This window comes from Nonomuraea sp. NPDC059007 (genome assembly GCF_042740555.1).
GTDB lineage: Bacteria > Actinomycetota > Actinomycetes > Streptosporangiales > Streptosporangiaceae > Nonomuraea.
The window spans coordinates 1-24,025 of the sequence record NZ_JBHYJD010000030.1; the positions used below are offsets into that span (position 1 = coordinate 1).

28 protein-coding genes are annotated in these 24,025 nt (G+C 70.1%); 18 read left to right on the top strand and 10 right to left on the bottom strand.

The window, feature by feature from the left end; genetic code table 11:
- Nucleotides 1-206: 206 nt before the first annotated feature.
- Both rmuC and ACFWY5_RS37355 read left to right on the top strand, forming a co-directional pair.
- Nucleotides 207-1,472, top strand: coding sequence for a DNA recombination protein RmuC (gene rmuC / locus ACFWY5_RS37350; RefSeq protein ID WP_379610666.1), 1,266 nt, complete (start codon nt 207-209; stop codon nt 1,470-1,472).
- A 41-nt stretch (nt 1,473-1,513) separates the two neighbouring features.
- On the top strand, nt 1,514-2,005 hold the full coding sequence (locus ACFWY5_RS37355) for a DUF6542 domain-containing protein (protein ID WP_379637587.1): 492 nt from the start codon (nt 1,514-1,516) through the stop codon (nt 2,003-2,005).
- Nucleotides 2,006-2,063: 58 nt separating this feature from the next.
- On the opposite strand, the gene ACFWY5_RS37360 is transcribed toward ACFWY5_RS37355, so the two are convergent.
- A complete protein-coding gene (locus ACFWY5_RS37360) occupies nt 2,064-3,029 on the bottom strand; it encodes a 4-hydroxy-3-methylbut-2-enyl diphosphate reductase (RefSeq protein ID WP_379610668.1) in 966 nt (321 codons plus the stop codon).
- A gap of 114 nt (nt 3,030-3,143) precedes the next feature.
- Between ACFWY5_RS37360 and ACFWY5_RS37365 the strand changes: the two genes are divergently transcribed.
- The 3 genes from ACFWY5_RS37365 to ACFWY5_RS37375 all read left to right on the top strand — a co-directional run bounded on the left by ACFWY5_RS37365 (nt 3,144) and on the right by ACFWY5_RS37375 (nt 5,931).
- The gene (locus ACFWY5_RS37365; protein ID WP_379637588.1) at nt 3,144-4,286 is read left to right on the top strand and encodes a hypothetical protein; all 1,143 of its coding nucleotides are present in this window, start codon (nt 3,144-3,146) and stop codon (nt 4,284-4,286) included.
- 26 nt (nt 4,287-4,312) lie between these two features.
- Entirely contained in the window at nt 4,313-5,605 is a 1,293-nt protein-coding gene (xseA, locus tag ACFWY5_RS37370; RefSeq protein WP_379637589.1) for an exodeoxyribonuclease VII large subunit, read from the top strand.
- Between the two features lie 77 nt (nt 5,606-5,682).
- Entirely contained in the window at nt 5,683-5,931 is a 249-nt protein-coding gene (locus tag ACFWY5_RS37375) for an exodeoxyribonuclease VII small subunit (protein WP_379610671.1), read from the top strand.
- A gap of 359 nt (nt 5,932-6,290) precedes the next feature.
- Here ACFWY5_RS37375 and ACFWY5_RS37380 read toward each other — a convergent pair whose 3' ends face one another.
- Nucleotides 6,291-6,698 (bottom strand): nitroreductase family deazaflavin-dependent oxidoreductase, encoded by a 408-nt coding sequence (locus ACFWY5_RS37380; RefSeq protein ID WP_379610672.1) that lies wholly within the window; start codon nt 6,696-6,698, stop codon nt 6,291-6,293.
- Between the two features lie 86 nt (nt 6,699-6,784).
- Here ACFWY5_RS37380 and ACFWY5_RS37385 point away from each other — a divergent pair, with 86 nt between their 5' ends.
- Nucleotides 6,785-7,384, top strand: a complete 600-nt coding sequence (locus ACFWY5_RS37385; protein ID WP_379610673.1) for a TetR/AcrR family transcriptional regulator — start codon at nt 6,785-6,787, stop codon at nt 7,382-7,384.
- 1 nt (nt 7,385) lies between these two features.
- On the opposite strand, the gene ACFWY5_RS37390 is transcribed toward ACFWY5_RS37385, so the two are convergent.
- Together ACFWY5_RS37390 and ACFWY5_RS37395 are read right to left on the bottom strand one after the other, a co-directional pair.
- Nucleotides 7,386-7,919: a DUF4245 domain-containing protein gene (locus tag ACFWY5_RS37390; RefSeq protein ID WP_379637590.1), complete on the bottom strand. Its 534-nt coding sequence runs from the start codon at nt 7,917-7,919 to the stop codon at nt 7,386-7,388.
- 11 nt (nt 7,920-7,930) lie between these two features.
- Entirely contained in the window at nt 7,931-8,512 is a 582-nt protein-coding gene (locus tag ACFWY5_RS37395) for a TetR/AcrR family transcriptional regulator (RefSeq protein ID WP_379610676.1), read from the bottom strand.
- Between the two features lie 82 nt (nt 8,513-8,594).
- On the opposite strand from ACFWY5_RS37395, the gene glpX reads away from it, so the two are divergent.
- Nucleotides 8,595-9,629, top strand: a complete 1,035-nt coding sequence (glpX, locus tag ACFWY5_RS37400) for a class II fructose-bisphosphatase (protein ID WP_379610677.1) — start codon at nt 8,595-8,597, stop codon at nt 9,627-9,629.
- Between the two features lie 42 nt (nt 9,630-9,671).
- On the opposite strand, the gene ACFWY5_RS37405 is transcribed toward glpX, so the two are convergent.
- The gene (locus ACFWY5_RS37405; RefSeq protein WP_379637591.1) at nt 9,672-10,322 is read right to left on the bottom strand and encodes a DUF1707 domain-containing protein; all 651 of its coding nucleotides are present in this window, start codon (nt 10,320-10,322) and stop codon (nt 9,672-9,674) included.
- Between the two features lie 59 nt (nt 10,323-10,381).
- A complete protein-coding gene (locus ACFWY5_RS37410; RefSeq protein ID WP_379610679.1) occupies nt 10,382-10,930 on the bottom strand; it encodes a hypothetical protein in 549 nt (182 codons plus the stop codon).
- Nucleotides 10,931-11,002: 72 nt separating this feature from the next.
- Between ACFWY5_RS37410 and ACFWY5_RS37415 the strand changes: the two genes are divergently transcribed.
- Complete coding sequence (locus ACFWY5_RS37415; RefSeq protein ID WP_379610680.1) at nt 11,003-11,659, top strand: DUF998 domain-containing protein; 657 nt, start codon at nt 11,003-11,005, stop codon at nt 11,657-11,659.
- Between the two features lie 26 nt (nt 11,660-11,685).
- Here the strand turns inward: ACFWY5_RS37415 and ACFWY5_RS37420 are convergent, their stop codons facing one another.
- Entirely contained in the window at nt 11,686-12,282 is a 597-nt protein-coding gene (locus tag ACFWY5_RS37420) for a TetR/AcrR family transcriptional regulator (protein ID WP_379610681.1), read from the bottom strand.
- 73 nt (nt 12,283-12,355) lie between these two features.
- Here ACFWY5_RS37420 and ACFWY5_RS37425 point away from each other — a divergent pair, with 73 nt between their 5' ends.
- The 3 genes from ACFWY5_RS37425 (at nt 12,356) to ACFWY5_RS37435 (ending at nt 14,593) form a co-directional block, all read left to right on the top strand.
- Nucleotides 12,356-13,003, top strand: coding sequence for a phosphatase PAP2 family protein (locus ACFWY5_RS37425; protein ID WP_379637593.1), 648 nt, complete (start codon nt 12,356-12,358; stop codon nt 13,001-13,003).
- 32 nt (nt 13,004-13,035) lie between these two features.
- Nucleotides 13,036-14,196: an MFS transporter gene (locus tag ACFWY5_RS37430; RefSeq protein WP_379610683.1), complete on the top strand. Its 1,161-nt coding sequence runs from the start codon at nt 13,036-13,038 to the stop codon at nt 14,194-14,196.
- A 271-nt stretch (nt 14,197-14,467) separates the two neighbouring features.
- Nucleotides 14,468-14,593, top strand: a complete 126-nt coding sequence (locus ACFWY5_RS37435) for a hypothetical protein (protein ID WP_379610684.1) — start codon at nt 14,468-14,470, stop codon at nt 14,591-14,593.
- Here the strand turns inward: ACFWY5_RS37435 and ACFWY5_RS37440 are convergent.
- Entirely contained in the window at nt 14,559-15,443 is an 885-nt protein-coding gene (locus tag ACFWY5_RS37440; RefSeq protein WP_379637594.1) for an EamA family transporter, read from the bottom strand. The two genes, ACFWY5_RS37435 and ACFWY5_RS37440, sit on opposite strands and share 35 nt — an antisense overlap.
- Nucleotides 15,444-15,511: 68 nt before the next feature.
- Here ACFWY5_RS37440 and ACFWY5_RS37445 point away from each other — a divergent pair, with 68 nt between their 5' ends.
- From ACFWY5_RS37445 to ACFWY5_RS37455, 3 genes are read left to right on the top strand one after another with little or no spacing between them, the layout of a single operon-like run.
- Entirely contained in the window at nt 15,512-16,870 is a 1,359-nt protein-coding gene (locus ACFWY5_RS37445; RefSeq protein ID WP_379637595.1) for a PLP-dependent aminotransferase family protein, read from the top strand.
- Nucleotides 16,871-16,916: 46 nt separating this feature from the next.
- Nucleotides 16,917-17,855 (top strand): Gfo/Idh/MocA family oxidoreductase, encoded by a 939-nt coding sequence (locus ACFWY5_RS37450; protein ID WP_379610688.1) that lies wholly within the window; start codon nt 16,917-16,919, stop codon nt 17,853-17,855.
- Complete coding sequence (locus ACFWY5_RS37455; protein ID WP_379637596.1) at nt 17,848-18,708, top strand: deoxyribose-phosphate aldolase; 861 nt, start codon at nt 17,848-17,850, stop codon at nt 18,706-18,708. The genes ACFWY5_RS37450 and ACFWY5_RS37455 overlap by 8 nt, the downstream gene beginning before the upstream one ends.
- On the opposite strand, the gene ACFWY5_RS37460 is transcribed toward ACFWY5_RS37455, so the two are convergent.
- Nucleotides 18,698-19,546 (bottom strand): SDR family oxidoreductase, encoded by an 849-nt coding sequence (locus ACFWY5_RS37460; protein ID WP_379637597.1) that lies wholly within the window; start codon nt 19,544-19,546, stop codon nt 18,698-18,700. The two genes, ACFWY5_RS37455 and ACFWY5_RS37460, sit on opposite strands and share 11 nt — an antisense overlap.
- 98 nt (nt 19,547-19,644) lie before the next feature.
- The gene (locus tag ACFWY5_RS37465; RefSeq protein WP_379637598.1) at nt 19,645-20,277 is read right to left on the bottom strand and encodes a maleylpyruvate isomerase N-terminal domain-containing protein; all 633 of its coding nucleotides are present in this window, start codon (nt 20,275-20,277) and stop codon (nt 19,645-19,647) included.
- Between the two features lie 263 nt (nt 20,278-20,540).
- On the opposite strand from ACFWY5_RS37465, the gene ACFWY5_RS37470 reads away from it, so the two are divergent.
- From ACFWY5_RS37470 to ACFWY5_RS37485, 4 genes are all read left to right on the top strand, one after another.
- Nucleotides 20,541-22,187 (top strand): fumarate hydratase, encoded by a 1,647-nt coding sequence (locus ACFWY5_RS37470; protein ID WP_379637599.1) that lies wholly within the window; start codon nt 20,541-20,543, stop codon nt 22,185-22,187.
- 174 nt (nt 22,188-22,361) lie between these two features.
- A complete protein-coding gene (locus ACFWY5_RS37475) occupies nt 22,362-22,613 on the top strand; it encodes a hypothetical protein (RefSeq protein WP_379637600.1) in 252 nt (83 codons plus the stop codon).
- A complete protein-coding gene (locus ACFWY5_RS37480; protein ID WP_379637601.1) occupies nt 22,579-23,079 on the top strand; it encodes a DUF6879 family protein in 501 nt (166 codons plus the stop codon). Before ACFWY5_RS37475 ends, ACFWY5_RS37480 begins: the two co-directional genes overlap by 35 nt.
- Nucleotides 23,080-23,112: 33 nt before the next feature.
- On the top strand, nt 23,113-23,973 hold the full coding sequence (locus tag ACFWY5_RS37485; RefSeq protein ID WP_379637602.1) for a DUF5753 domain-containing protein: 861 nt from the start codon (nt 23,113-23,115) through the stop codon (nt 23,971-23,973).
- Nucleotides 23,974-24,025 lie beyond the last annotated feature (52 nt).

The following is a 24,025-nucleotide window of genomic DNA, read 5'->3' on the forward strand; positions in this document are numbered from 1 at the left end:
GTGGGGGGCGGCGCGGCCCGGGACCGGCGCGAGTGGCCCGGGCTCGCCGCGGCGAGCACGACGGCGGCCACCGCGACGGTGGCGGCGAGCGAGACGATCATCCGCGATCCGGTAGCCATATGGGTACTCTGAGTGACGCGAGATGTACCGCACAAGCGGAATGCACAAGCGTGTCGGGAAGATCCACTGCCCGATGTCATGCGACCATGCGTGGAGTGGATGTCGTCTCGCTTCTCATCGGACTGGCCGTCGGGGTCGCCATCGGGTTCCTGCTGGCGCGGACCAGGATGGCGGTACGGGTGGCCGAGGCCGACGCGAGGGCGAAGGCGTCCGCCGACAAGCTCGCCTACGTCGAGGGGCAGCTCGCGGAGCGGTTCCAGGCGCTGTCGACCCGCGCGCTCGACGTCAACAACATCCGCTTCCTCGAACTCGCCGAGACCCGCTTCGCCGCCACCCGCGCCGAGGCAAGCGGCGAGCTGGAACAGCGCAAGCAGGCCGTCGAGCACCTGGTGGAGCCGCTGAAGGACCTGCTGGCCCGGGTCGAGACGCAGCTGCGCGACAGCGAGACGGGCGCGCGCGCCGCCCGCGCCGAGCTGTCACAGCAGATGGAGTTCGTACGGCAGAGCAACGAACAACTCCGCTCCCAGACGACGACGCTCGTGCGCGCATTGCAGCGGCCGGAGGCGCGCGGACGCTGGGGCGAGTTGCAGCTGCGCCGCGTGGCCGAGATCGCCGGCATGCAGCGCCACTGCGACTTCGACGAGCAGGTCACCGAGGGCGCCCAGCGCCCCGACATGGTCGTACGGCTGGCCGGCGGCAAGAACATCGTGGTCGACTCCAAGGTCTCCCTCGCCGCCTACCTGGAGGCCGCGGAGGCCGGGGACGAGTCCCTGGCATCGGTACGCCTCGACGCCCACGCCAAGCACGTACGCCAGCACGTCGACCAGCTCGCCTCGAAGGCGTACTGGCAGGGATTCAACCCGTCGCCCGAGTTCGTGGTGCTGTTCATCCCGGGCGAGGCGTTCCTGGCGCCGGCGTTGGAACGTGACCCGGGCCTGCTGGAGTACGCGATGGTCAGGCGGGTGCACATCGCCACCCCGACCACGCTGATCACGATGCTGCGCACCGCGCACTACGCCTGGCAGCAGGCGGCGCTGAGCGAGAACGCGCGGGCGGTGTTCGAGCTGGGCAAGGAACTGTACGAGCGGCTGTCGTCGCTGGGGCGTAACGTGGACGCGCTGGGCAAGGCTCTGACGCGGTCCGTGGAGGCGTACAACAAGACAGTCGGTTCGCTCGAAAGCCGTGTTCTGGTCACGGCGCGCAAGCTTCACGATCTCGGCGTCGTCGACGGCGACCTCGACGCGCCCGAGATGCTCGAGGGGCTGCCCAGGCCCCTCGCCTCCCCCGAACTACTGGAAACCTCGTCTCTGCTTTCGCAGGCGAACGGTAAGTTGGCCAACGGGTCGCAGTAAGGGGGGCGGGACCGGTGAGTGGGAAAGGCAGGCGTTCGGCTGTGAAGCTGACCGCCCGGGGCGCGGTCGCGCTCGCCTTCGTGGCCACCGTGGCGGGATATGTCCTGGCATCGGTGTTCGGGCTGGGGTTCCTGATGGGGCTGGTCTTCATCGCGGGGAACCTGTTCGGGGCGATGCTCGTCAACCGGCGCGAACTGTTGTCGCTGGTGGTGACGCCGCCTCTGGTGTTCTTCTGCGCCACGTTCATCGTCGAGCTGCTGCGGGCCTTCAGCTCCGCGTCGGTGCTCGGCTCACTCGCGCTCGGCCTCTACACCTCGATGTCGGCGGGCGCGCCCTGGCTGTTCGCGGGGTCGGCGATCGTGCTGGCCGTCGCCTGGCGGCGCGGCCTGCGCGACAACGTGCGCGACCTGCGCGAGGAGCTGCGGTCGGTGACGGACGTGCCGCGCCCGCGCAGGGAGCAGGCCTTCGCGCCCGAACCCGAGGGCTACTTCGAGCCTCGCGTGTACGGCACCGCCCGCCGCGAAGAGCCCTGACCACCCTTTGCCGGGGGCCCACCAGGGCCTTCGTCCCTCGCGGCGGGTCCATCTGGGCTCAGGAGGCGCGCAGGTCCTTGCGCAGTTCGTGGGGCAGGGCGAAGCGCACGCGCTCGTCCACCGGCTGCACTTCGCGCACGTCGTCGAAGCCGTGCTTGGCCAGGCGGACCAGCACCTCCTCGACCAGTTCCTCCGGAACCGAGGCGCCGCTGGTCACGCCGACCGTGTCGACGCCCTCCAGCCACTCGTCCCGGATGTCGGCGGCGTAGTCGACCAGGTAGGAGGCGTCGGCGCCGTAGTCCTTGGCCACCTCGACCAGGCGCTTGGAGTTGGAGGAGTTCTCCGAGCCGACCACGATGACGAGCTGTGACTCCGCGGCGATCTCCTTCACCGCGACCTGGCGGTTCTGGGTGGCGTAGCAGATGTCGTCGCTCGGCGGGTCGAGCAGCGTCGGGAAGCGCTCCTTCAGGCGGTTGACCGTCTCGACGGTCTCGTCGACCGACAGGGTCGTCTGCGAGAGCCAGACCAGCCGGCTCGGGTCCTTGACCTGGATGCGCTCGACCGAGTCGAGGCCGTCGACGAGCTGGATGTGCTCCGGGGCCTCGCCCGCGGTGCCTTCCACCTCTTCGTGACCCTCGTGGCCGATGAGCAGGATGTCGTAGTCCTGGCCGGCGAAGCGCTTGGCCTCGTTGTGGACCTTCGTCACCAGCGGGCAGGTGGCGTCGATCGTGCGCAGCTGCCGGTTGCGGGCCTCCTCGTGGACCGCCGGGCTCACGCCGTGGGCGGAGAAGACCACGATCTCGCCTTCGGGGACCTCCTCGGTCTCCTCGACGAAAATGGCGCCCCTGGCCTCCAGGGTCTTGACCACGTGGGTGTTGTGGACGATCTGCTTGCGCACGTAAATGGGGGCGCCGTACTGCTCCAAAGCCTTCTCGACCGCGACCACGGCTCGATCGACTCCGGCGCAGTAGCCGCGGGGCTTGGCCACGAGGACGCGTCGGCTGGTGGGGGTCTTCGGCTCCATGCTCCCTATGCTACGTGGAGCGGCGAACCGGCCGGCGCGTGCGTGCCCGTTACGCGTTTGCCAGACTAGCCGTCCAATACGGGCCCCCCGCCCCGCGTAAACCAGGGAGTCCTCATGTCCCTCAGCGACGTGATACGGAACATCGCCAAGACCATCACCAACAAGGAAAAGGCCAAGGAGCTGCCACTCGTCGTCATCCAGTCCACCTTGAGCGCCGCCGGGCAGGCGTTGCTGCTCGTGGACCGGGTCAAGAACTCGATCAAGGGGCTGGCCTCACGGGAAGAGGCGGAGGAGACCAAGCGTCCCGCCGCCGAACAGCTGGCCGAGAGCACGGAGGACAAGCCCGCGCGCCGGGAGCCGGTCATCTTCGCGCCCCGTCCGAGCGCCACGGGCGCCGCCGAGCCGAACGGCACCGCCCCGAAGGCCAAGGCGGACCCGGTCATCTTCACCCCGTCCGCCAAGCCGGACCCCACCCCCTCGGCCACCGAGCCCACCGAGCCCACCCCGCCCGCATCCCCGGCGACCGAGGCCACCACCGCGGCCGAGGCTGTTTCCGCCACTGAGGCTGTCGAGGTCAAGCCGGTTGTCGTGGAGGAACCGGCTCCCAAGAAGCCCACCGCCACCGAGGCCGCCACCACCGAGCCCGTCGCCAAGGAGGCCGCCACCACCGAGGCCGTCGCCGAGGAGCCCGTCAGCGCGGAGCCCGTCGCCAAGGAGGCCGTCATCGAGGCGGTTGTCGTCGAGGCGGCCGAGCCTGTGGCCAAGCGCACGACCGCCAAGCGCGCGAGCGCCAAGCCGAAGACCGCGGCTCCGAAGGTCGCGACCCCGGAGGCCGCCACCACGGCTGCCGCTTCCGAAGCCGCGATCGGGACCGGGGCCGAGGCGCCGGTCAAGAAGCCCGCGCGGAAGGCGCCGGCCAGGACCGCCACCGCGAAGCCCGCCGCCTCCAAGGCCGCCGCTTCCAAGGCCGCCGCTTCCAAGGCCCCCGCTTCAAGGGCCGCTGCTTCCAAGCCTGCGGCCAAGAAGGCTGTTGCCGAGCCGGGTGCCGGGGAGGCTGTTCAGGGGGCGGGAGCCGTACCTGGGGAGCCTTTGGTGGGGTATGGGGAGCTGACGGTTGCTTCGCTCCGCGCGCGGATGCGTGGGAAGAGCGCGGCGCAGATCGGTGAGCTGCTCGCCTACGAGCGGGCCACGCAGGGGCGGCCGGAGGTCGTGAAGATGTACGAGAACCGCCTGGCCAAGCTCGAAGCCGGAGAATAGTCGGCCGGGCACCGTAGTCTGCCGCCATGAGCTCGAAGACCTCTCCCGAGTCGCCCTTGCCGATCCGTACGGTCCTGCAGATGGTCGGCGGGTGGATCGGCAAGCTCGGCACGGTCTGGGTCGAGGGCCAGATCACCGACCTGAGCGCGCGCGGCGGCACGGTCTTCCTGACCCTGCGCGACCCGGTGGCCAACGTCAGCGCGCGGGTCACCGCGCCGCGCGGCGTCTACGAGGCGACCGTGCCGAGGCCGACCGACGGCGCCAGGGTCGTCGTGCACGTCAAGCCGGACTTCTGGGTCAACAGGGGATCGTTCGCGTTCACCGCCCTGGAGATCCGGCCGGTCGGTGTGGGCGAACTGCTGGCCAGGCTGGAGCGGTTGCGGCAGTTGCTGGCCGCCGAAGGGCTGTTCAACGCCGACCGCAAGCGCAGGCTGCCGTTCCTGCCGGGCACGATCGGGCTGATCTGCGGCCGTGACTCGGCGGCCGAGCGCGACGTGCTGGAGAACTCGCGGCGCCGCTGGCCGGCGGTGCGGTTCAAGGTCGAGGAGGTGGCCGTCCAGGGGCCTTACGCCGTGGGCGAGGTCACCGAGGCGCTCGGCAAGCTCGACGCCGACCGCGAGGTCGACGTGATCGTGGTCGCGCGGGGCGGGGGTTCGCTGGAGGACCTGCTGCCGTTCTCGGACGAGAGCCTGGTCAGGGCGGTGGCGGCCTGCCGTACCCCGGTGGTGAGCGCGATCGGCCACGAGCAGGACAGTCCGCTGCTCGACCTGGTGGCCGACGTGCGCGCCTCCACGCCGACGGACGCGGCCAAGAAGGTCGTGCCGGACGTCGGCGAGCAGCTGACGCTGGTGCGGCAACTGCGTGACCGGGGGCGCCGGGTGGTGGGCGGCTGGCTCGACCGCGAGATGTCGTGGCTGACGTCGGTGCGTTCGCGCCCGTCGCTGGCGGATCCGGTACGCGAGCTCGAACGCAGGGCCGAGCAGGTCGACGCGTTGCGGGATCGCACGCGGCGCAGCCTGACGGGTTCGCTGGACCGGGCCGCCGACTCGCTGTCGCACCTGCGGGCCCAGCTCGTGGCCCTGTCTCCGGCGGCGACGTTGGAGCGGGGGTATGCGATCGTGCAGCGTCCCGACGGGGACGTGGTACGGCTGGCCAAGGACGTGGCGCCGGGCGACGTGCTGACGATCCGGCTGAGCGACGACCGGCTGGCCGTACGGGCCGAGGGCGGCACGGGTTCTGGGGGTGACGCGGCGCCGAAGCCTGCCAGGAAGCCGCGCAAGAAGGCCGCACCCGAGCAGCCCGCCCTCGACGAGCCCTAGGCGAACCAGGTCAGGCCGGGTACGGCCATCGGCGGGCCAGGGCGCGATTGTCGGTCTCTGACTCTAGGGTGGGTCGCGTGGCAGATGAGAACGCACCCGGGGCCTCCTCCGACAGGACACCGTCGTACGAGCAGGCTCGGGAGGAGCTGACCGAGGTGGTGCGCCGCCTGGAGACGGGCGGGCTGACCCTGGAGCAGTCGATCGAGCTGTGGGAGCGGGGCGAGAAGCTGGCCGCGGTGTGCGAGGAGTGGCTGCAGGGGGCCCGCGTCAAACTAGCCGCCGCCATGGCCCGCCGCACCGAACCCACCGACGACACCCCGTTCTAGCACCACGCCACGGGGTTCGGAACCGGCGGTCCGCGCCTGGTTCCGGCCGGTGAACCCGCCGCGTGCGCTCGGGGTTGGCGGTGGGCGCGTGGCTGGGCTTTGTGGGCTGCCGCGGGGTCGGGCTTTGTGGACTGCCGCGTGGTCGGACCCGTGGACCACGCGGGTGGCCGGCGGGGCGGTCGTTACGGTGGCCCGCCACGCACGCTGGACGACCGTTCCCCTGGACGGGGCCCAGCCACGGGCGGCGGGTGGGGCTCACTTGGCTGGGCCGTAAAGGCTGGGCGGGGTTGAAGCAGTTTGAAGGGGTTGGGGCGTGCGCGCGAGACGCCCAAGGCGCGCAGGAAGCGTGAAGAGAGACGTCAGGTGCGGTGGAGGGAGAGGACGGGGATGCGGCGCGTGGTTTTGGCCTCGTATTCGGCGAAGCCGGGGGCGATGGCGACCATGCGGGCGTAGAGCTCGTCGCGTTCCTTGCCGTCGATCTGCTGGGCCTTGGCGGAGAACGTCTCGGTGCCGATCTCGGCGGTCAGCTCCGGGTTGGCCAGCAGGTTGTGGTACCAGGCCGGGTGGTTGTCGGCGCCGGCGTTCGAGGCGATGATCACGTAGCGGTCGCCGTCCGGGAGGTACATCACCGGCGAGGTCGTCTCGTTGCCGGTCTTGGCGCCCTTGGTGGTGAGAAGGACGAGGTCGTGACCTTCGAAGTATCCGCCGACCTTTCCGGCGTTGGCCCGGAACTCCTCGATCACCTTCTGGTTGAAGTCGTTCGGCATTGCCACTCCCAAAACATGTAAACGGAGAACTCTCCGCATCAGACTAACCGGAGAAGTCTCCGTTTCCAAGTGGCTATGCTCAAGCTGTGTGCGAACGCCAGCTCCTCCCCGTTCTCGGGCAACCTCCTCCCGAACGCGCCGATGCCGCACGCAACCGGCAGAAGATCGTCGACTGCGCCGCCCGCATGATCGCCGAACGCGGCGCCGAGCAACTCTCGCTCGACGAGGTGGCGCGTGAGGCCTGCGTGGGAGTCGGAACCGTCTACCGCCGCTTCGGCGACCGCGCGGGGCTGCTCTACGCGCTCATCGACGAGCGGGAACGGCACTTCCAGGCGGCGTTCCTGAGCGGTCCCTCACCGCTGGGGCCGGGGGGCACGCCCGGCGAGCGGATCTCCGCGTTCCTGCGCGCCCTCGTCGACCACTTCTTCGGGCAGGAAGAACTCTTTCTACTCCTGGAGAAGAGTTCGCCGAAGGCCCGCTTCACCGGCCCGTACCACGTCTACCACGCCCACCTGACCGCGCTGCTCGCCCAGCTCCGGCCGGGCGCCGACCAGCGTTTCCTGGCCGACGTACTGCTCGCGCCCGTCAACGTGGGCCTGCTCAGCTTCCAGCGCACCGAGCGCGGGTTCACGGTCGAGCAGATCAAGGACGGGCTCGACGCGCTGGTCGGGGCGATCGCGCGGTAGCTCAGGCGGCGGGCTTGGGGACTTCCTTGAGGGCGGCGGCCAACTGGGCGAGTTCGGGCCAGTCGGCCGTGCCGGTGACCACGAGGGTGACTCCGGGCAGCGTTCTGATCAGGGTCCGCTGGTTCTTGTCCTCGCGGAAGCGCTTGTCCCAGGGCTGGCCGTTGACCTGCTCGGTGCCGACGGACTTGTCGCTGTTGGCCATGCGGTTACCGAACCCGGCGCTCGGCTGCTCACCCGACTGGGCGAACATGGCATGCTCGCGCTTCGCGGTCGCGTACCCCAGATAGAGGACCTTCGCGCCGTTCGCGCCGTCGGCGATGCGGTTGCTGTTGGGGACCCAGCCGCCGGGGTCCTGGGCGGGGCCCCACACCTTGTACGGCACGGCCCGGTTGAAGTTGGCCAGCGTGATCGAGTAGTCCCGCTTGGGGATGCGCTCTGTCCTGCTCTGGGGCGTCATCAGCAGGAACAGGCCCACCGCCGCCAGGCAGACGAGCAGGGCCACCGCGTAGGAGTAGAAAGTTCGGGTCAACCGCACAACTGATGAGGCTACCCTGCCGGGGCGACGGGTCGGAGTTGGCCGATGATGGCGAGGACGTCGTCGGCCAGCTTGCGGTCGCCGGAGAGCGTGACCTCGTTCACGGCCGCGGCCAGCGCGCCGGTGATGGCGATCACCAGGGCGGGCTGTCCCTCGAACAGGGCGGCGTTGCGCGAGGCCCACGTGCGGAGCCGGTCGCGCATGACGACCTCGAATCCGGGCGGCCCGTCCCCGCGCAGGAACAGCGCGGCCAGCTCGCGCTCTTCCAGGCAGCCGTCGAGGTAGGCGCGGGCGGCGCGCAGGAAGACGCGCATCGGGTCCTGGTCGCCCGTCTCGCGGGCCTCGCGGGCGGCCCGCTTGGTCCGCTGCGTCTGTCTGCCCTGGAAGTCCTCGAACAGCGTGAGGTAGAGATCGGCCTTGCCGGAGAAGTGGTGGTAGAGGCTGCCGACGCTTGCGTTGGCGCGCGCCACCACATCGGTCACGCCCGCCTCCGCGAAACCCTTCGAGACGAAGACCTCTTTGGCCGCCGTGAGAAGGCCGACACGGGTGGCCGCGCCCCGGCCCGTCACCGCCCGTTCCACATCGCTGCTCATGAGAGGCACATTATCCTCCGCTGACCGGGGATAGAGGGGCAACTACGATCGAGGCAGTTGTCCACGAGGAGGCCCCACCATCATGTCCGATCAGACGTCTGTACCCGCAGCGCTGGCCACGGGCGAGCACGCCCCTGATCGAAACCTCGCCATGGAGCTCGTCCGCGTCACCGAGGCGGCCGCGATGGCCGCCGCGCGCTGGGTGGGCAGAGGCGACAAGAACGGCGCGGACGGCGCCGCCGTCAACGCGATGCGCCAGCTCATCAACACCGTGTCCATGAACGGTGTCGTCGTGATCGGCGAGGGCGAGAAGGACCACGCGCCCATGTTGTTCAACGGCGAGCAGGTCGGTGACGGGAGCGGTCCCGAGTGCGACGTGGCCGTCGACCCGATCGACGGCACCCGGCTCACGGCGCTCGGCATGCCGGACGCGGTCTCGGTGATCGCGGTGAGCGAGCGGGGCTCGATGTTCGACCCGTCGGCCGTGTTCTACATGGAGAAGCTCGTCACCGGCCCGGAAGCGGCCGACGTGGTGGACATCGAAGCCCCCGTGGCGGCGAACATCCAGGCCGTCGCCCGCGCCAAGGGCTCCTCCCCCGCCGACGTCACCGTGGTCATCCTCGACCGCCCGCGGCACGACCAGATCGTCAAGGAGATCAGGGAGACGGGCGCGCGGATCAAGTTCATCCCCGACGGGGACGTGGCCGGCGCCATCATGGCCGCGCGCGCCGGCACGGGCATCGACCTGATGCTCGGCATCGGCGGCACCCCGGAAGGCATCGTGGCCGCGTGCGCGCTGAAGTGCCTGGGCGGCGTCATCCAGGGCAAGCTGTGGCCGCGTGACGAGGCCGAGCGGCGCAAGGCACTCGACGCCGGCCTGAACCTCGGCCAGGTCCTCACCACCAACGACCTCGTCCGCTCCGACGACGTCTTCTTCGCCGCGACCGGGATCACGCAGGGCGAGCTCATGCAGGGTGTGCGCTTCCGCGGTGGCGTTGCGGTGACGCACTCGCTGGTGATGCGCGGCCGTTCGGGAACGATCAGGAAGATCGAGAGCGAGCACCAGCTCTGGAAGCTGCGCGCCTACTCCGCGATCAACTTCGACACCGCGGGCTGAGCCCGCCTTTCCGGCTTCCGGTACGGCGGGCCGTACCGGAAGTCAGCGACGGCGCTTACGGCGAGGCGGCTCCTTGACCTTGACGTCGCCCATGAAGTTGGTGGTGCGGACCTCGACCACCGGCCCGTCGGGCTCGGTGGGCTGCTTGGTGAGGCGCACGGTCTTGTCCTTGGCCACGCGGATCACCTCAAGCCCCTCGGGCACGTGGATCTCCAGCCCGCCGAGTACCAGCGTCGCGTTGATGATGACGCGCCGGTTCTGCAGGATCGCGTCGCGCAGGTCGAGTTTGGTCGTCCCGAACATCGCGGTCACGGCGAGCTCCGCCGGAACCACCCAGCGGCCGCCGCGCTCCTCCTTCTTGAAGATCGCCGCGACCGGCCGCCCGTCCAGGAGCAGCGGCTGCTCGTCGGCGGGGAGCAGGTCGACGGTGAGGCCGGCCAGGTCGCCGAGGGTGCGGGCGGAGTAGAGGACGCCGAGGCGTTCCTCCAGCTCGTCGAGGGTGATGCGGCCGTCGGCGTGGGCGTCCTGGAGCACTTGGGCGACGCGCTCGCGGTCGGCGTCGGAGGCGCGCAGTTCGTGCGGCTGGGGCAGGTCGCTCGCGCGCTGCTGGCCGCGCGCCGACTGCCATTCCTCGGCCAGCCGCTCGCCCACCTCGGCGAGTTTCGGCAGCCAGGATCCGGGACGTTCATTCACACTTCGACGATATCCGGCGCGCGGCGGAAACTGTCGGTGCCGACGCCTAACGTTTCGGCTCAATGAAGGGTGGGGCCGCTCACGTCCAGGGTGGTGAGCACCTCGCCGTCCTCGCCGAGCGCCTCCACCGCGGGTGCCCGGCGGGCCGACCAGACCACGATCAGGAAGCCGTGGAAGGGGACTTCGATGAGGCGTCCGCGCACCCGCACCCGCCGTACCTCGGCCGAGGCGGTCAGCTCGGCGTGCCGTAGATACCAGCCGGTCCAGGGCAGCCGGTGCTCCGGGTTCATCAGCACCCCGCCGTTACCCGGGCACCGCAGGTAGTCCTCGGGCCCCTTCGCCGGCACGCGGCCGACCAGCGGATACTCGATCGTCCCGCCTCCGCCGCCGCCCCGGTGCTCCCAGTCGCCACCCCGCTTCTTGAACAGGTGGACCATGATCATGGGCCCGCCGTTGCGGTCGGACAGCACCGCCACCGCCCCGCCCTCACCCGATCTGTCCATGGCCAGCGGCAGGTAGCCCCGATCGGCGTCGAACGCCGTGCGGACCTCTTGCGGCATGCCGTGATCGAGCAGGTGACGGCATTCGGCAAGCATCCCCTTGTCCATCTTCCGAACGTAACCCAGCCCCTCCACGTTTCCACCCGGAATCGGGCCGGGATCGCGGCCGTTGTCTTCTGCATGGAGAGAGCGGCACGGGCGGGGCTCGGGGCGGTCGTGGCCGGGGTGGCGGTGATCATCGGGCTGGATCTCGCCTACCTGGGCGAGGTCAACCCCCTGCGCCGCACGATCAGCGAGCACGGCCTGGGCGACCAGGGATGGATCTTCGGACTCGGCGTGGGCACGCTGGCCCTCGGCTCGGCGGCGATCGGGCTGTCACTGGCCAGGCGGCGCATCGCCGGCTGGTTCGGGACCGTCGCGCTGCTGGCCTGGAGCGTGGGGCTGCTGATCACGGCGTCGTTCCCCAAGCACGACTGGGCGGTCGGGCCGAGCCTGAGCGGCAGCATCCACCGGGTGGGCAGCTTCATCGCCTTCCTGAGCCTGCCGATCGCGGCGCTGGTCATCGCGCGGCCGTGGCGGCATCGGCACGGGATGTCCTGGGTGACGTTCCTGCTCGGGCTCGGGTCGGTGATGTGGGTGGCGGGCATCGGCGCGGCCATCGTGCTGGCCACCCGCAACGGGCTCGCGTGGTGGCAGGTCATGCCGCTCGGCCTGGTCGAACGCGGCATGGCCGCCACGGAGGTGGCCGCGGTCATCGCCCTGGGCGCCTGGGCCGGCCTCAGGGGTCCCGAACGGGCTCCAGCCGTCGCTCCGGTCCGGGAGGCGGCCTCCGGTTGAGCGGGGTCAGGATGTGCGGCGCGTGGTCAGGGCTCGCGGAGGGCGGCGGCCAGGTCGGTGACGTAGCCGCGGAAGATCGCCGGCATGTCCACGCGGTCCGGGTCGAGGAGCCACTGGGTCTGCAGGCCGTCCATCATGGCGATGAGGCGGTCGGCGTGGGCCTCGGCGTCGAGGTCGGCGCGGAACTGGCCGCTCTCGGCGCTGCGGCGCAGGGCGGCGGCGACGCCTTCGCGCAGGCGGTGGTAACGGTTCCTGGCCCACTCGTGGCCGGGGTGGTCGGCCGTCACGGCCTCGCCGCTGATGACGGAGAACAGTTGCACGAGGCCGGGCACGCGGGAGTTGTACTCGACCACGTCCACCAGCACCTTCAGCATCTCCGGCCCGTCGCTGGCGTCGAATCCGTAGCGGCGCATGTCCATCTCGTCCCGGTAGTCGAGGACGGCCAGGAGCAGGCGTTCCTTGCTCTTGAAGTGGTGGAGAAGGCCGGCCTGGGTGAGCTCCGCGCGTTCGGCTATGCGGGCCAGTGAGGCGCCGCGGTAGCCGTTCTCGGCGAACTCGAGCAGGGCGATGGCGAGGATGCGCTCGCGCCGTGCCTCCCCAGTGGCGTATCCCCGGCGTTTCACCCCGGCACCTTACCAGGTCACATAATTGCAACAAACCTACCGAGCATTAAGGGGTTCGCCTATCTTCCCCGGCATGGAAATCCGCCCCCGCTGGACGCTCGCGTGCGGCCTCGTCCTTCTCGCCCTGGGCGCCGTCTTCACCGGGATCATGCTGGCCGACCCGGCGGCGCCGTTCACGCAAGGCTTCGACACCGCGTGGCACGAGGCCATGCTCGGCACCCGCAACGACGCGCTCACTGTGCTGTCCCACCTGCTCAACCTCAGCGGCGGGCGGGGCAGTGTGGTGATCATGGTGGTCCTGATGGCCTGGTGGCTGGCGACGGGACGGCGCTGGGGCGCGGTGCTGCTGCTCACCGCCGCCGCTGCCACCACTATCGTGGCGCAGGGCGTCAAGCGGCTGGTGCTGCGCGAGCGGCCGGCCGATCCGATGGTGAGCGTGGACATCGGCTCGTTCCCTTCTGGGCATGTGGTGACGGCGGTGGCGTTCTGCCTGGTCATCGTGGCCGTGATGGCCGCCGGGAACCTGCGGGCCGGGCTGACGGCGACCGCCGTCTTCACGGTCCTGATGGTCTGGGACCGCACCTACCTCAGCGCCCACTGGTTCTCCGACACGATCGGCGGCGTACTGCTGGGCGGGGGCACGACGCTGCTGCTGTGGTGGGGGTTCGCGCCGCTGCTGCGGCAGGACCTGGTCAGGAGAGAGGCCAAGGCACTAACCTGACGCCACCTCACGTTTACTGCAGGAGGCACGCGGTGAAGACCCCCCGAAACCGCCTGGCCCGCTCCGGCACGTTCGCCGTGTTCGCGGTGCAAGGACTCTCCTTCGCCACCCTGCTCACGCAGGTCGCCGCCATTCAGGGCCGGCATCGGCTCGACGAAGGCGAACTAACCCTCCTGTTGCTGATCGTCCCGGTATTGGCCGGGGTCGGGAGCGTCGGCGCGGGCACTCTGGCCGCGCGCCTGGGCAGCAAGTGGCTGCTCCGCCTGGCCCAGCCGCTGGTCGCCGCCGCCGTCGTCCTCACCGGCCTGGCGCCCAACGTGCCCGTCCTGCTCGTGGCCCTGCTCCTGTTCGGGCTGGGCGTCGGCGCGGTCGACGCCGGCATGAACATGCAGGGCGTCGCCGTCGAGCGCCGGTACGGCCGGCCGCTGCTCAACGGCTTCCACTGCGTATGGAGCGTCGCCAGCCTGCTCGGCGCGCTGTGGGCGTCGGCCATGGCCGCCGTCCTCCCCCTGTCGCTGACGATGGCCCTGCCCATGGTGCTGGCCGTCGCGGGCTCACTGATCGCCGGGCCGCTGCTCTGCACGATCGAGGAGGAGAAGACCGAGCAGACCGCGCCCGCCGCCGCCCGCTTCCCGTGGAAGCCGATCATCCCGCTCTGCCTGGCGATGGCCTTCCTGTACGTCGGGGACGCCGCCATCTCCAACTTCTCCACCGTCTACATGAAGGACGTCCTGGCCGCCGGCGCCTCGGTCATCCCGCTGGCCTACGCCGCGTACCAGGCGACCACGCTGCTCGTGCGCCTCGGCGGGGACTTCGCCGTCAGAAGGTACGGCCCCGCGGCCATCGTCCGGATCGGCGGCGCGATCGCCGCCCTGGGCTTCCTGGGCATCGTCCTGGCCCCGAACCAGCCGCTCGCCATCGTCGCCTTCGGCCTGACCGGGGTGGGACTGTCGGTGGTGGCGCCCCAGTCGTTCTCGGCCGCCGGACGCCTGGACCCGGCGGGCACGGGGGTGGCGATCGCCCGCGTGAACCTCTTCAACTACGTGGGCTTCATCGTGGGCGCCGCACTGGTCGGCGGCATCGCGGACGCGGCCGGGATGCAGGTGGCGTTCGCGGCACCTCTGGTCCTGGCGGCCGCCATCATCGCCCTGGCCCCCGGCTTCCACCCCAAACTCCCCGCCCAGACCTCCTGACCCTGTTCAGGCGCGAGCAACCGAACCCCACAGGCGCCACCCACCCCGCACCACACCGAGCCCGCCCAGCGGCCTGCCCCGCAGAGGGTGGCCGACGGGCTGCGGGCGGTCCAAGAGAGGGCGGTTGCGGGCAGATGGCAGTGGGGAACGGAGGATCCCGGGGCGGGTGGTCTCTGTGGCTGGTGGCGCAAAATCTCGGTAAAACGCGAAATATCGGGACACCAGGTGCCTTCCTCCCAGCGTTTCATCCGGTAAGAGGAGGGAGGCCGCCATGGAAGTCGGATACATCGTCGTCATGGCCATCGGCCTGCTCGTCGTGGGCGGCATCGGGGTCGCCACCGTGTTCATCGTGCTGAGCGGCATCAAGAGCGGACAGTGGCCGACGCTGAAACGCTAGCCGCGGAGGGCCCGCGCCGAGCGGTGAGCCCGGCCACGATGCCGACGATCACCAGCCCGGCACCCAGCAGGTCGTAGGCGGAGGGTGTGGCGACGCCGAGCAGCATCCCGGTCACGATCGCACCGACCGGGATCATCCCGGCGAACAACCCCGCCCGCCCCGCCCCGAGCCTGGGCAACGCCGAGTACCAGAGGAAGAACGCCACCACCGTCACCACAACGGCCAGGTAGAGCAGTCCGAGCGCCTCCGGCATCGTGGGCGCCCGGAACATCGACGTGCCCTCGACCGCCACCCCCGCCACGGCCAGCATGGGCACCGCCAGCGCCGTCGAGTAGGCCGACACCCGGATCGCCCCCAGCTTCGGCAGCAGCGGAATGGCCAGGAGCGAGAAGCTCACCTCGCCCACCAGCGCGCCGAGTGCCCACAGCAGCCCGCCGGTGCTCCCCGTCCCGAGCCCGGTGGCCAGCGTCGCGCCCGCCACGACGACGACCGCCCCCGCCAGCAGCCGCGGCGCCGGTCGGCCGCTGACCAGCGCGAGCACCAGCGGTACGGTCCCCAGTACGGTGCCGACCAGCGCCGGGCCGGAGTCGCGGGTGGACTCGATCACGCAGATGTTGAACACGACCAGCCCCAGTACGGCCAGCCCCACCAGGCAACCGGCCTCCCGGAGCGTCAGCCGGACGAACCGCAGCCCGAGCGCCCTGGTCACCACCAGCAGGACCGCCGCGGCAAGGAGGTAGCGCACGGCCTGCCCGCCGTACACCGGATAGTCCTTGATCAGGCCGGATACGGCGGCGAGCGTTCCCACCATGAACATGGCCGTGGCCGCGCCGAGGGCTCCGTTTCTCATGGTCAGCATGCTAGAAAGACAATGGCTTGCCGAAACAGTCCAATATCCCGCGATAAACGGGGACCAATGTGACCGATCTTCATGTTCCGCTCGATCGGGAGCGGGGCGGGCTGGCCGCGCAGATCGCCGCCGAGCTGCGCGGGTCGATCCGCGACGGCCGCCTCGCGCCCGGTACGCGCCTGCCCGCCAGCCGGGACCTCGCCGCCGACCTGGCCGTGTCGCGAGGCGTGGTGGTCGAGGCGTATGAGCAGCTGGTCGCGGAGGGGTTCCTGGTCTCGCGGGTGGGCAAGGGCACGCACGTGGCCGCCGTCGCCGCGCCGCGCCAGGCGCCGCCGCCGCGCCAGGACACCGTCTGCGCCCCCTTCTACGGCCATCGCCCCACCTCGCCCGACCTCAGCGGTTTCCCGCGCGAGCGCTGGCTGGCCTCGGTCAGGCACGTGCTGGCCACGCTGCCCTCCGACGCGCTCGACTACGGCGACCCGGGCGGCGTGCCGGAGCTCAGGCAGGAGCTGGCCGGCTACCTCAAGCGGGTCAGGGCCGCCGACGTACGCCCGGAGAACCTCATCATCGTCGGCGGCGTGGCGCAGGGACTCAGCCTGAGCCTGCTCGTACTCGGCGTCGAACGGCTGGCCATCGAGGACCCCAGCAGCCCGCGCCAGGTCCCGCTGGTCAGGAGGGCGGGCGCGACGCCGGTACCGGTGCCCAGCGACGACGAGGGCCTGAACGTGAAGGCGCTGGCCGCCAGCGGGGCGGACACGGTGTTGCTCACGCCGGCCCACCACTACCCGACCGGCGTCGTGCTCTCCCCCGGCCGCCGCGCCGAGCTCATCGAGTGGGGCGGGGTCGTCCTGGAGGACGACTACGACGCCGAGTTCCGCTTCGACCGCGACCCCGTCGGCTGCCTGCAGGGGCTCGCGCCCGACCGGGTGATCCTCTCCGGCAGCGTGAGCAAGTCGCTGGCCCCGGGCCTGCGGCTGGGCTGGGTGGCCGCGCCCGAAGACCTCGCCGCCGCCGTACGGCGGGCGCGCGGCGAACTCGACCTCGGCTCCCCGGTGATCGAGCAGTACGCGCTGGCCCACTTCCTGCGCACCGGCGGCTACGACCGGCACCTGCGGCGCACCCGCAGGGAGTACAGGAGGCGCAGGGACGCCCTGGTCACCGCGCTGAACGAGGAACTGCCCGAGATCCGGGTGCGGGGCATCGAGGCCGGGCTGCACATGTACCTGGAGCTGCCCGAGGACTGGGACGAGGCGGCCGCGGCCGCCGCCGCGCAGGCGCTCGGGCTGGCCGCCGAGCCGGTGGGGCCGATGCGGTTCAGCCCGGGGCCGCCGGCGATGGTGGTCGGGTTCGCGCGGGTGCCGGTGCATCGGGCGGCGGAAGCCGTACAGGAGCTAAAGGTCAGAATGTCAGGACAAAGTCTTGACTGAGGCAGAGGCGTCGCCTAGAAAGAAAGCCGACACCCTTGGAGGCGCGATGCGCGTGGGACTGCTCGGCCTGGGCAGGATCGGAGCCTTCCACGCGGCCACGCTGGCCGCCCACCCGCTCGTCGAGGAACTGATCGTCGCCGACCCGGTGCGCACGTCGCCGCACGGGCGGCCGGGTGACCCGTTCACCTGCGACGCGCTGGTCATCGCCACGCCGACCGGAACGCACGCCGAACTGCTGCGGACGGCCATCGAGCGTGGCATCCCGGCCTTCTGCGAGAAGCCGGTCGCCGCGACCGTCGAGGAGACCCGCGCGCTGGCCGAACTGGCCGCCAAGAAGGGCGCGCACGTGCAGATCGGCTTCCAGCGCCGCTTCGACCCCGGATTCGCCGAAGCCGCTCGGGCGCTGCGCGCGGGTGAGCTGGGCGAACCACACCGGCTCCACCTCATCACCGCGGACCCGGCTCCGCCGTCCGCCGAGTACATCGCCACGTCGGGCGGGATCTTCCGCGACTGCCACATCCACGACTTCGACCTCGTGCGCTGGATCACCGGCCGTGAGGTGGCCACCGTCTACGCCACCGGCTCGAACCTGGGCCCGGCGGACTTCTTCGCCGCCGCGGGGGACGTGGACACCAGCGCCGCGCTGCTCACACTCGACGACGGCACGCTGGCCACCGTGCAGGGCTCGCGCTACAACGGCGCCGGCTACGACGTGCGGATGGAGCTGGCCGGGAGCAAGGCCACCCACGTGGTCGGGCTGGGCCCGCGCGCGCCGATCAGCGGGTTCGACGGGCCGCCGTGGCCGGACTTCGTGACCCGGTTCGCCGAGGCGTACGCGCTGGAGATCGATGCCTTTCTGCGCGGCTCGACCGGTCAGTGCACGATCGGGGACGCGCTGGCCGCCCTCTACGTGGCCGAGGCGGCGGAGCTGTCGCGGCGCGAGCGGCGTCCCGTCGAGATCACAGAGATGGTGGGCATTGGCTGACTACCGCGAGATCCGGCAGATCAGGGCCCTGTATCCGGAGCGCATCGCGGACGCGGCGGCCTCGCGGCGGCGCCGTCCCGCCACCGGCGCGCGCGGCCAGCTCATGATCATCGCGGCCGACCATCCCGCGCGCGGCGCGCTGGGGGCCGGCCGCCGCCCGCTGGCCATGGGCAGCCGGGTGGAGCTGCTCGACCGCCTGGTGACCGCGCTGGCCAGGCCGGGCGTGGACGGGCTGCTGGCCACGCCGGACGTCATCGAGGACCTGCTGCTGCTCGGCGCCCTGCACGGCAAGATCGTGATCGGCTCCATGAACCGGGGCGGCATCCAGGGAGCGGTCTTCGAGTTCGACGACCGCTTCACCGCCTACGACGTGCCGACGATCGCCCGGATGCGGCTCGACGGCGGCAAGATGCTCTGCCGCATCGCCCTCGACGAGCCGGGCACCGCCGCCACGCTGGAATCCTGCGGCAGGGCGGTGACCGAACTCGCCGCCGGTGGCCTGATCGCCATGGTCGAGCCGTTCTGGTCGGCGCGCTCCGGCCACGACCTGTCGCCCGAGGGCGTCATCAAGGCCGTCAACGTCGCCCAGGGTCTCGGCGCGACCTCGGCCAGGACCTGGCTGAAGATCCCGGTCGTGGCGGACATGGAGCGCGTCATGGCCGCCACCACCCTGCCCACGCTTCTGCTGGGCGGCGATCCCGGTGACGCGCCCGACCTGGCGTACGCGGCGTGGCGCAAGGCCCTGCAGTTGCCCGGTGTGCGCGGGCTGGTCGTGGGCCGGGCACTGCTGTACCCGCAGGACGACGACGTGGCCGGGGCCGTGGACACCGCCGTCTCCATGCTCACGCCGTGAGCCCGGGAGCGGGCACCGCCTTCTCGGCGGCCCGGCTGACCTCCTCCCAGGCGGCCCACGTCTCCATGCGCTGCTGGGAGACGCTGAACGCCAGGTCGTAGACCAGGCTGCCGAGCAGGAGCCGCAGCGGCGGGTTCGGGCTGTCGACCAGCTTCAGCATGGCCTCGGCGGCCAGGCGCGGCTCGCTGTCCACCGAACCCTCCGCCCACTGCTTGGCCAGTTCGGCCCGCAGCTCGGCGTACTCCGGGCGCGGCTCGGCCGTGGCCATGCTCGTGTACAGATCGGTCCAGTAGCCGCCCGGCTGGACCATCGTGAGCTTGACCCCGAACTGGGCGGCCTCCATGGCCAGCGCCTCGCTCATGCCCTCAAGCGCGAACTTGCTCGCGCTGTACAGGCCGGTCGTGGGGAACGCGCCGAGCGCCCCGATGCTGGAGATCTGCACGATGTGCCCCGACCTCTGCTCTCTCAGGTACGGCATCGCCGCCTGAGCCACCCACAACGCCCCGAAGAAGTTGACCTCGAACTGCGCCCTGGCCTCCTGCTCGGTGAACTCCTCGATCATGCCGGAGGACATGGTCCCGGCGTTGTTGACCACGATGTCCAGGCGGCCGAAGTGCTCGTGCGCGGCCTTCACGGTGGCGAATACCGCGTCCCGGTCGGTCACGTCGAGCACCTGGACCAGCAGCCCGTCCGGGTACTTCTCCTGCAGCTCACGCAAGGAACCGACGTTCCTGGCCACGGCCGCCACCCGGTCACCGCGCTCCAGCGCGGCCTCCGTGAACGCGCGGCCGAGGCCGCGGCTGGCACCGGTGATGAACCACGTTTGGGCGGTACGCATACTGTGTCTCCTCAGAAAGTGAACCGAGACGGTTCGTCTCGCTTCGAGAAGTATGCGGTCGCGCTCCATCCGTGTCAAGACGGACCGTCTCGTCTCACTCAGAAGGCGGCGATACTCCCCGGCGAACGCTCGGCCCGAGACAGCGCCCGCAACACCTCAGTCCCCCCATGACGCCGTACGGCCAGCCGCGCCAGCAGGTCGATCACCGTCTCCATCACCGCGTCGGGCAGCACCGGAGTCGCCACCCCCACGCTCACGGCCAGATCGTCGCTGTGCACCGCCAGCTCCATCATCCGTGTACGGAGAAAGTCGGACAGCGACATTGACCACGGCCCCCACAGCGGGATGCGCACCGCCCGCTCCGGCACCACGGCCAGCGTCCGCGTCAGCTCGTCCACCGCCGCGTCGAGCGCACCGGCCAGGGCGTCCGCGCCCTGCGCCGCGACCTGCTCGCCGCCGTCCCTGATCCGGACGTTCACCGGGTCGTCGGGAGCCGATCCGATCCACTCCACGCGCGCGTAGTGGCCGAGCAGGGTGACCGTCTCCTCCTCCGGAACCGGGTCGGCCAGCGCGTGCCGTACACCCAGAACCTGATAGGCGAGATGCCCGGCGAGGCCGGACACGCTGAAGCCGGCGAGCGCGCTCGGACCGTCCCAGGCGGCGGCCACCTCCGGCGCGCGCAGCAGCCCCGCCGCCGAGCGGGCGGCGGCGAGGAAGTCATCCCTGACCATGCTGGAACACCCCTTTCCCGTGCACGAGACTCTGAGCATGACCGATCACAAGGCGCAGCTCCACCGCTACCTGCGCGACGCCCGCGCGCCCACGCCGACGCCACCATCGAGGAGCTGGACGCCGGAGCAACGACGACCTCCCCTCCGGCGAGGCCGCGTGGTGGGAGAGACACCTCGCCCGGGTGCAGGCCGCCGCACGGCAGGCGGGCGGGCACTGACCTCCGGTGGGCGTACCCTCTATGGGGACCGAAAGGATCGAGAGAATGCCCGAGTTCGACTACACCGACCTGCTTCCGCTTGGCGCAGACGAGACCGAGTACCGGCTCATCACCACGGAGGGGGTGCGGAAGGTCGAGGCGGCCGGGCGGACGTTCCTCGAAGTCGACCCCGAGGTGCTGCGGTCGCTGACCGAGACCGCGATCCACGACATCTCCCACTACCTGCGGCCCAGCCACCTGGCCCAGCTGCGGAAGATCGTCGATGACCCCGAGTCGAGCGGCAACGACCGCTTCGTCGCGCTCGACCTGCTCAAGAACGCGTCGATCTCGGCCGGCGGCGTGCTGCCCATGTGCCAGGACACCGGCACCGCGATCGTCATGGGCAAGCGCGGGCGGCACGTGCTCACCGACGGGCGCGACGCCGAGCACATCTCCCGCGGCGTCTACGACGCCTACACCAAGCTCAACCTCCGCTACTCGCAGATGGCGCCGCTGACGATGTGGGAGGAGAAGAACACCGGCAGCAACCTGCCCGCCCAGATCGAGCTGTACGCCGAGGGCGACGACAGCTACAAGCTGCTCTTCATGGCCAAGGGCGGCGGGTCGGCCAACAAGTCGTTCCTGTACCAGGACACCAAGGCGGTGCTCAACGAGAAGCGCATGCTGGCGTTCCTGGAGGAGAAGATCCGCTCACTCGGTACGGCGGCCTGCCCGCCGTACCATCTGGCGGTGGTCGTGGGCGGCACCAGCGCGGAGTACGCGCTGAAGACGGCCAAGTACGCCAGCGCCCGCTACCTCGACGCGCTGCCCACGGAGGGGTCGGCGGCCGGGCACGGCTTCCGTGACGTGGAGCTGGAGCAGAAGGTGTTCGAGCTGACCCAGAAGCTCGGCATCGGGGCGCAGTTCGGCGGCAAGTACTTCTGCCACGACGTGCGGGTGATCAGGCTGCCGCGGCACGGGGCGTCCTGCCCGGTGGCGATCGCGGTGTCGTGCTCGGCGGACCGGCAGGCGCTGGCGAAGATCACGCCGGAGGGCGTCTTCCTGGAGAAGCTGGAGACCGACCCGGCCCGCTTCCTGCCGGAGACCACGGACGAGCACCTGTCCGACGACGTGGTGGAGATCAACCTCAACCGCCCCATGCAGGAGATCCTCGCCGAGCTCACGAAGTATCCGGTCAAGACGCGGCTGTCGCTCACCGGCCCGCTCGTCGTCGCCCGCGACATCGCCCACGCGAAGATCGGCGAACTGCTCGACAACGGCGGCGAGATGCCGCAGTACCTGAAGGACCACGCGGTCTACTACGCCGGCCCCGCCAAGACGCCCGAGGGATACGCCTCCGGCTCCTTCGGGCCGACGACCGCGGGCCGGATGGACTCCTACGTCGAACGGTTCCAGGCCGCGGGCGGATCCATGGTGATGCTGGCCAAGGGCAACCGGTCCAAGCAGGTGACCGAGGCGTGCGCGGCGTACGGCGGGTTCTACCTCGGCTCCATCGGCGGACCGGCGGCGAGGCTGGCACAGGACTGCATCAAGAAGGTCGAGGTGCTGGAGTATCCCGAGCTGGGGATGGAGGCCGTGTGGAAGATCGAGGTGGCGGACTTCCCGGCGTTCATCGTGGTCGACGACAAGGGCGAAGACTTCTTCACCGATAGAACCGGCCCCGTCCTGTCGATCACCCGCCCGCCGCGCTAGATAGATCTCCCGCCGGCCTCGGACTTGGCGTGTGCGAAGTCCGAGGCTTCTCATCGTTCCGGGGTGATCCAGCGTTGTCAGCACCAGCGCTGATGTTGTATTGACGCCGGCCGTTTGAGAGTGCAGGCACGCAAGTGCGCAAGGAATCGCAAGCCCCAAACGTAGGAGATCGCCATGGCGCTAGCGTTCTACGGCAAGGGTCCCGACAACCCAGGCAACAACTGCCCGGCCGTCTTCAGGGGTCCCGTCACGGGTGACTTCCTCTTCCAAGGCGCGACCGTAACGGACTCGGAACTACTCGCGTGGGTCGATGACAAGAGCCCGATTCTGGACAGCGAATCGGTGGTGCGCCTTCCGGCGCGCATGATCGAGATCATCATGGAGGCGTGCCATGGCGGACTTCAGCGAACTCCTGGCGACGTGTGAGCACACGGCGTTCAAGCTGGAGATGCGCGACCAGTACATGACCGGTGACCCTGGCTATCTGGCCTGGGAAGCTGGAGATCTCAATGAGGCTGTCCGCCAGTATTCGGACTGGGCGGCTACGGCGCGTACTGCTGTCAGGCGGCGCGTGGCCATGCGTCGAGTCCGCATCGTGTCGGAGCCTGTCAGCACCTACATCGCCTTCGAGCACGCAGTTACTCCCGGCGTCAACCTTGCCGCCGGGGAAGTGATCAGGTGGCTCCCTCGGCGTCTGGCGTCTGATCTGACTCCGCCGGGAAACGATGTGTGGATCTTCGATGACAGGTTGGTGCAGTTCTGTCATTTCGCCGGGGACGGCACGTGGATCTCCAACGACGAAACCGACGACGCAACCACGGTGAAGCACTGTGCCGCCGCCTTCGCGGCGGCATGGGAACGGGCGATCAATCATTCGGAGTATCGGATCTGAGCGCCCTGCTGATCGCACCGGTCGCATAGATCCATGCGCAGTTCGCACTCGCCCAGTTCCAGCGCCCAGGCGGCCAGGCAGGCGCTTGCGTTGCGGCTACGCGAAATCCGCCTTGATGCCGGCCTGAACGCCAGGGCGCTCGCAGCCCTTGCCGGTTGGCACGAGTCCAAGACGTCTCGGATCGAGAACGCCAAGAAGCAACCGTCCGAAAACGATCTTGCCGCTTGGGTGCAAGCGTGTGGAGTGCCTGGCCTACTGCCTGAGTTGATCGCTGAGCTACGTGCGGTGGACTCGGCATGGCTGGACTGGCGACGGGCGGAAAAGACTGGCCTCACCCATCTGAACGTCGCGGTGCGCGCGTTGTACGAACGTACCCGTCTCTATCGGTCGTACTGCCAGGACGTCATTCCAGGTCTCCTTCAGACAGCCGGGTACACCACAGCGACGTTGGCGGCCATCCGCGACGGCAGAAAGGTGCCAGTGGATGATGTCGCCGATGCCGTCGCAGAGCGCATGGCCCGTCAGCACATCCTCTACGAGGGTAATCATCGGTTTGTCTTCATCTTGGAGACAGCGGCGCTCACCTATCGGCGTGGTGGGCCTGAGGTGATGATCGGACAGCTCGGTTACCTGCTGGAGGCAATGGCGTTGCCATCGGTGTCGCTGGCTGTGATCCCGCCCGACACGGAGCGCGCGGGCCGCTGGCCTGTCGAGAACTTCTACATCTTCGATGACGCGCAGGCCAACGTGGAGTTGGTATCGGGCTTCCTTACGATCACGCAACCGCGAGAGATCGGGATGTACGCCGAGATGTTCATGCGGTTCCACGAAATAGCCGTTTTCGGGCGAGAAGCCCGAGCCCTAATCAAGCGAGCGATGGACTCCCTCGAGTAGGCGCCCGCAAGTGTCCGCAAGTTTGTGGAGCCGTCGAAACGCTCCCTCCTAC

Bases quoted from the DNA above. Each gene is read 5' to 3' on its own strand.
- rmuC (WP_379610666.1), top strand. From the start codon at position 207: ATGCGTGGAGTGGATGTCGTCTCGCTTCTCATCGGACTGGCCGTCGGG.
- ACFWY5_RS37360 (WP_379610668.1), bottom strand. From the start codon at position 3,029: ATGGAGCCGAAGACCCCCACCAGCCGACGCGTCCTCGTGGCCAAGCCC.
- ACFWY5_RS37365 (WP_379637588.1), top strand. From the start codon at position 3,144: ATGTCCCTCAGCGACGTGATACGGAACATCGCCAAGACCATCACCAAC.
- xseA (WP_379637589.1), top strand. From the start codon at position 4,313: ATGAGCTCGAAGACCTCTCCCGAGTCGCCCTTGCCGATCCGTACGGTC.
- ACFWY5_RS37380 (WP_379610672.1), bottom strand. From the start codon at position 6,698: ATGCCGAACGACTTCAACCAGAAGGTGATCGAGGAGTTCCGGGCCAAC.
- ACFWY5_RS37395 (WP_379610676.1), bottom strand. From the start codon at position 8,512: ATGAGCAGCGATGTGGAACGGGCGGTGACGGGCCGGGGCGCGGCCACC.
- glpX (WP_379610677.1), top strand. From the start codon at position 8,595: ATGTCCGATCAGACGTCTGTACCCGCAGCGCTGGCCACGGGCGAGCAC.
- ACFWY5_RS37410 (WP_379610679.1), bottom strand. From the start codon at position 10,930: ATGGACAAGGGGATGCTTGCCGAATGCCGTCACCTGCTCGATCACGGC.
- ACFWY5_RS37415 (WP_379610680.1), top strand. From the start codon at position 11,003: ATGGAGAGAGCGGCACGGGCGGGGCTCGGGGCGGTCGTGGCCGGGGTG.
- ACFWY5_RS37425 (WP_379637593.1), top strand. From the start codon at position 12,356: ATGGAAATCCGCCCCCGCTGGACGCTCGCGTGCGGCCTCGTCCTTCTC.
- ACFWY5_RS37435 (WP_379610684.1), top strand. From the start codon at position 14,468: ATGGAAGTCGGATACATCGTCGTCATGGCCATCGGCCTGCTCGTCGTG.
- ACFWY5_RS37440 (WP_379637594.1), bottom strand. From the start codon at position 15,443: ATGAGAAACGGAGCCCTCGGCGCGGCCACGGCCATGTTCATGGTGGGA.
- ACFWY5_RS37450 (WP_379610688.1), top strand. From the start codon at position 16,917: ATGCGCGTGGGACTGCTCGGCCTGGGCAGGATCGGAGCCTTCCACGCG.
- ACFWY5_RS37460 (WP_379637597.1), bottom strand. From the start codon at position 19,546: ATGCGTACCGCCCAAACGTGGTTCATCACCGGTGCCAGCCGCGGCCTC.
- ACFWY5_RS37465 (WP_379637598.1), bottom strand. From the start codon at position 20,277: ATGGTCAGGGATGACTTCCTCGCCGCCGCCCGCTCGGCGGCGGGGCTG.
- ACFWY5_RS37470 (WP_379637599.1), top strand. From the start codon at position 20,541: ATGCCCGAGTTCGACTACACCGACCTGCTTCCGCTTGGCGCAGACGAG.
- ACFWY5_RS37475 (WP_379637600.1), top strand. From the start codon at position 22,362: ATGGCGCTAGCGTTCTACGGCAAGGGTCCCGACAACCCAGGCAACAAC.
- ACFWY5_RS37480 (WP_379637601.1), top strand. From the start codon at position 22,579: ATGGCGGACTTCAGCGAACTCCTGGCGACGTGTGAGCACACGGCGTTC.
- ACFWY5_RS37485 (WP_379637602.1), top strand. From the start codon at position 23,113: ATGCGCAGTTCGCACTCGCCCAGTTCCAGCGCCCAGGCGGCCAGGCAG.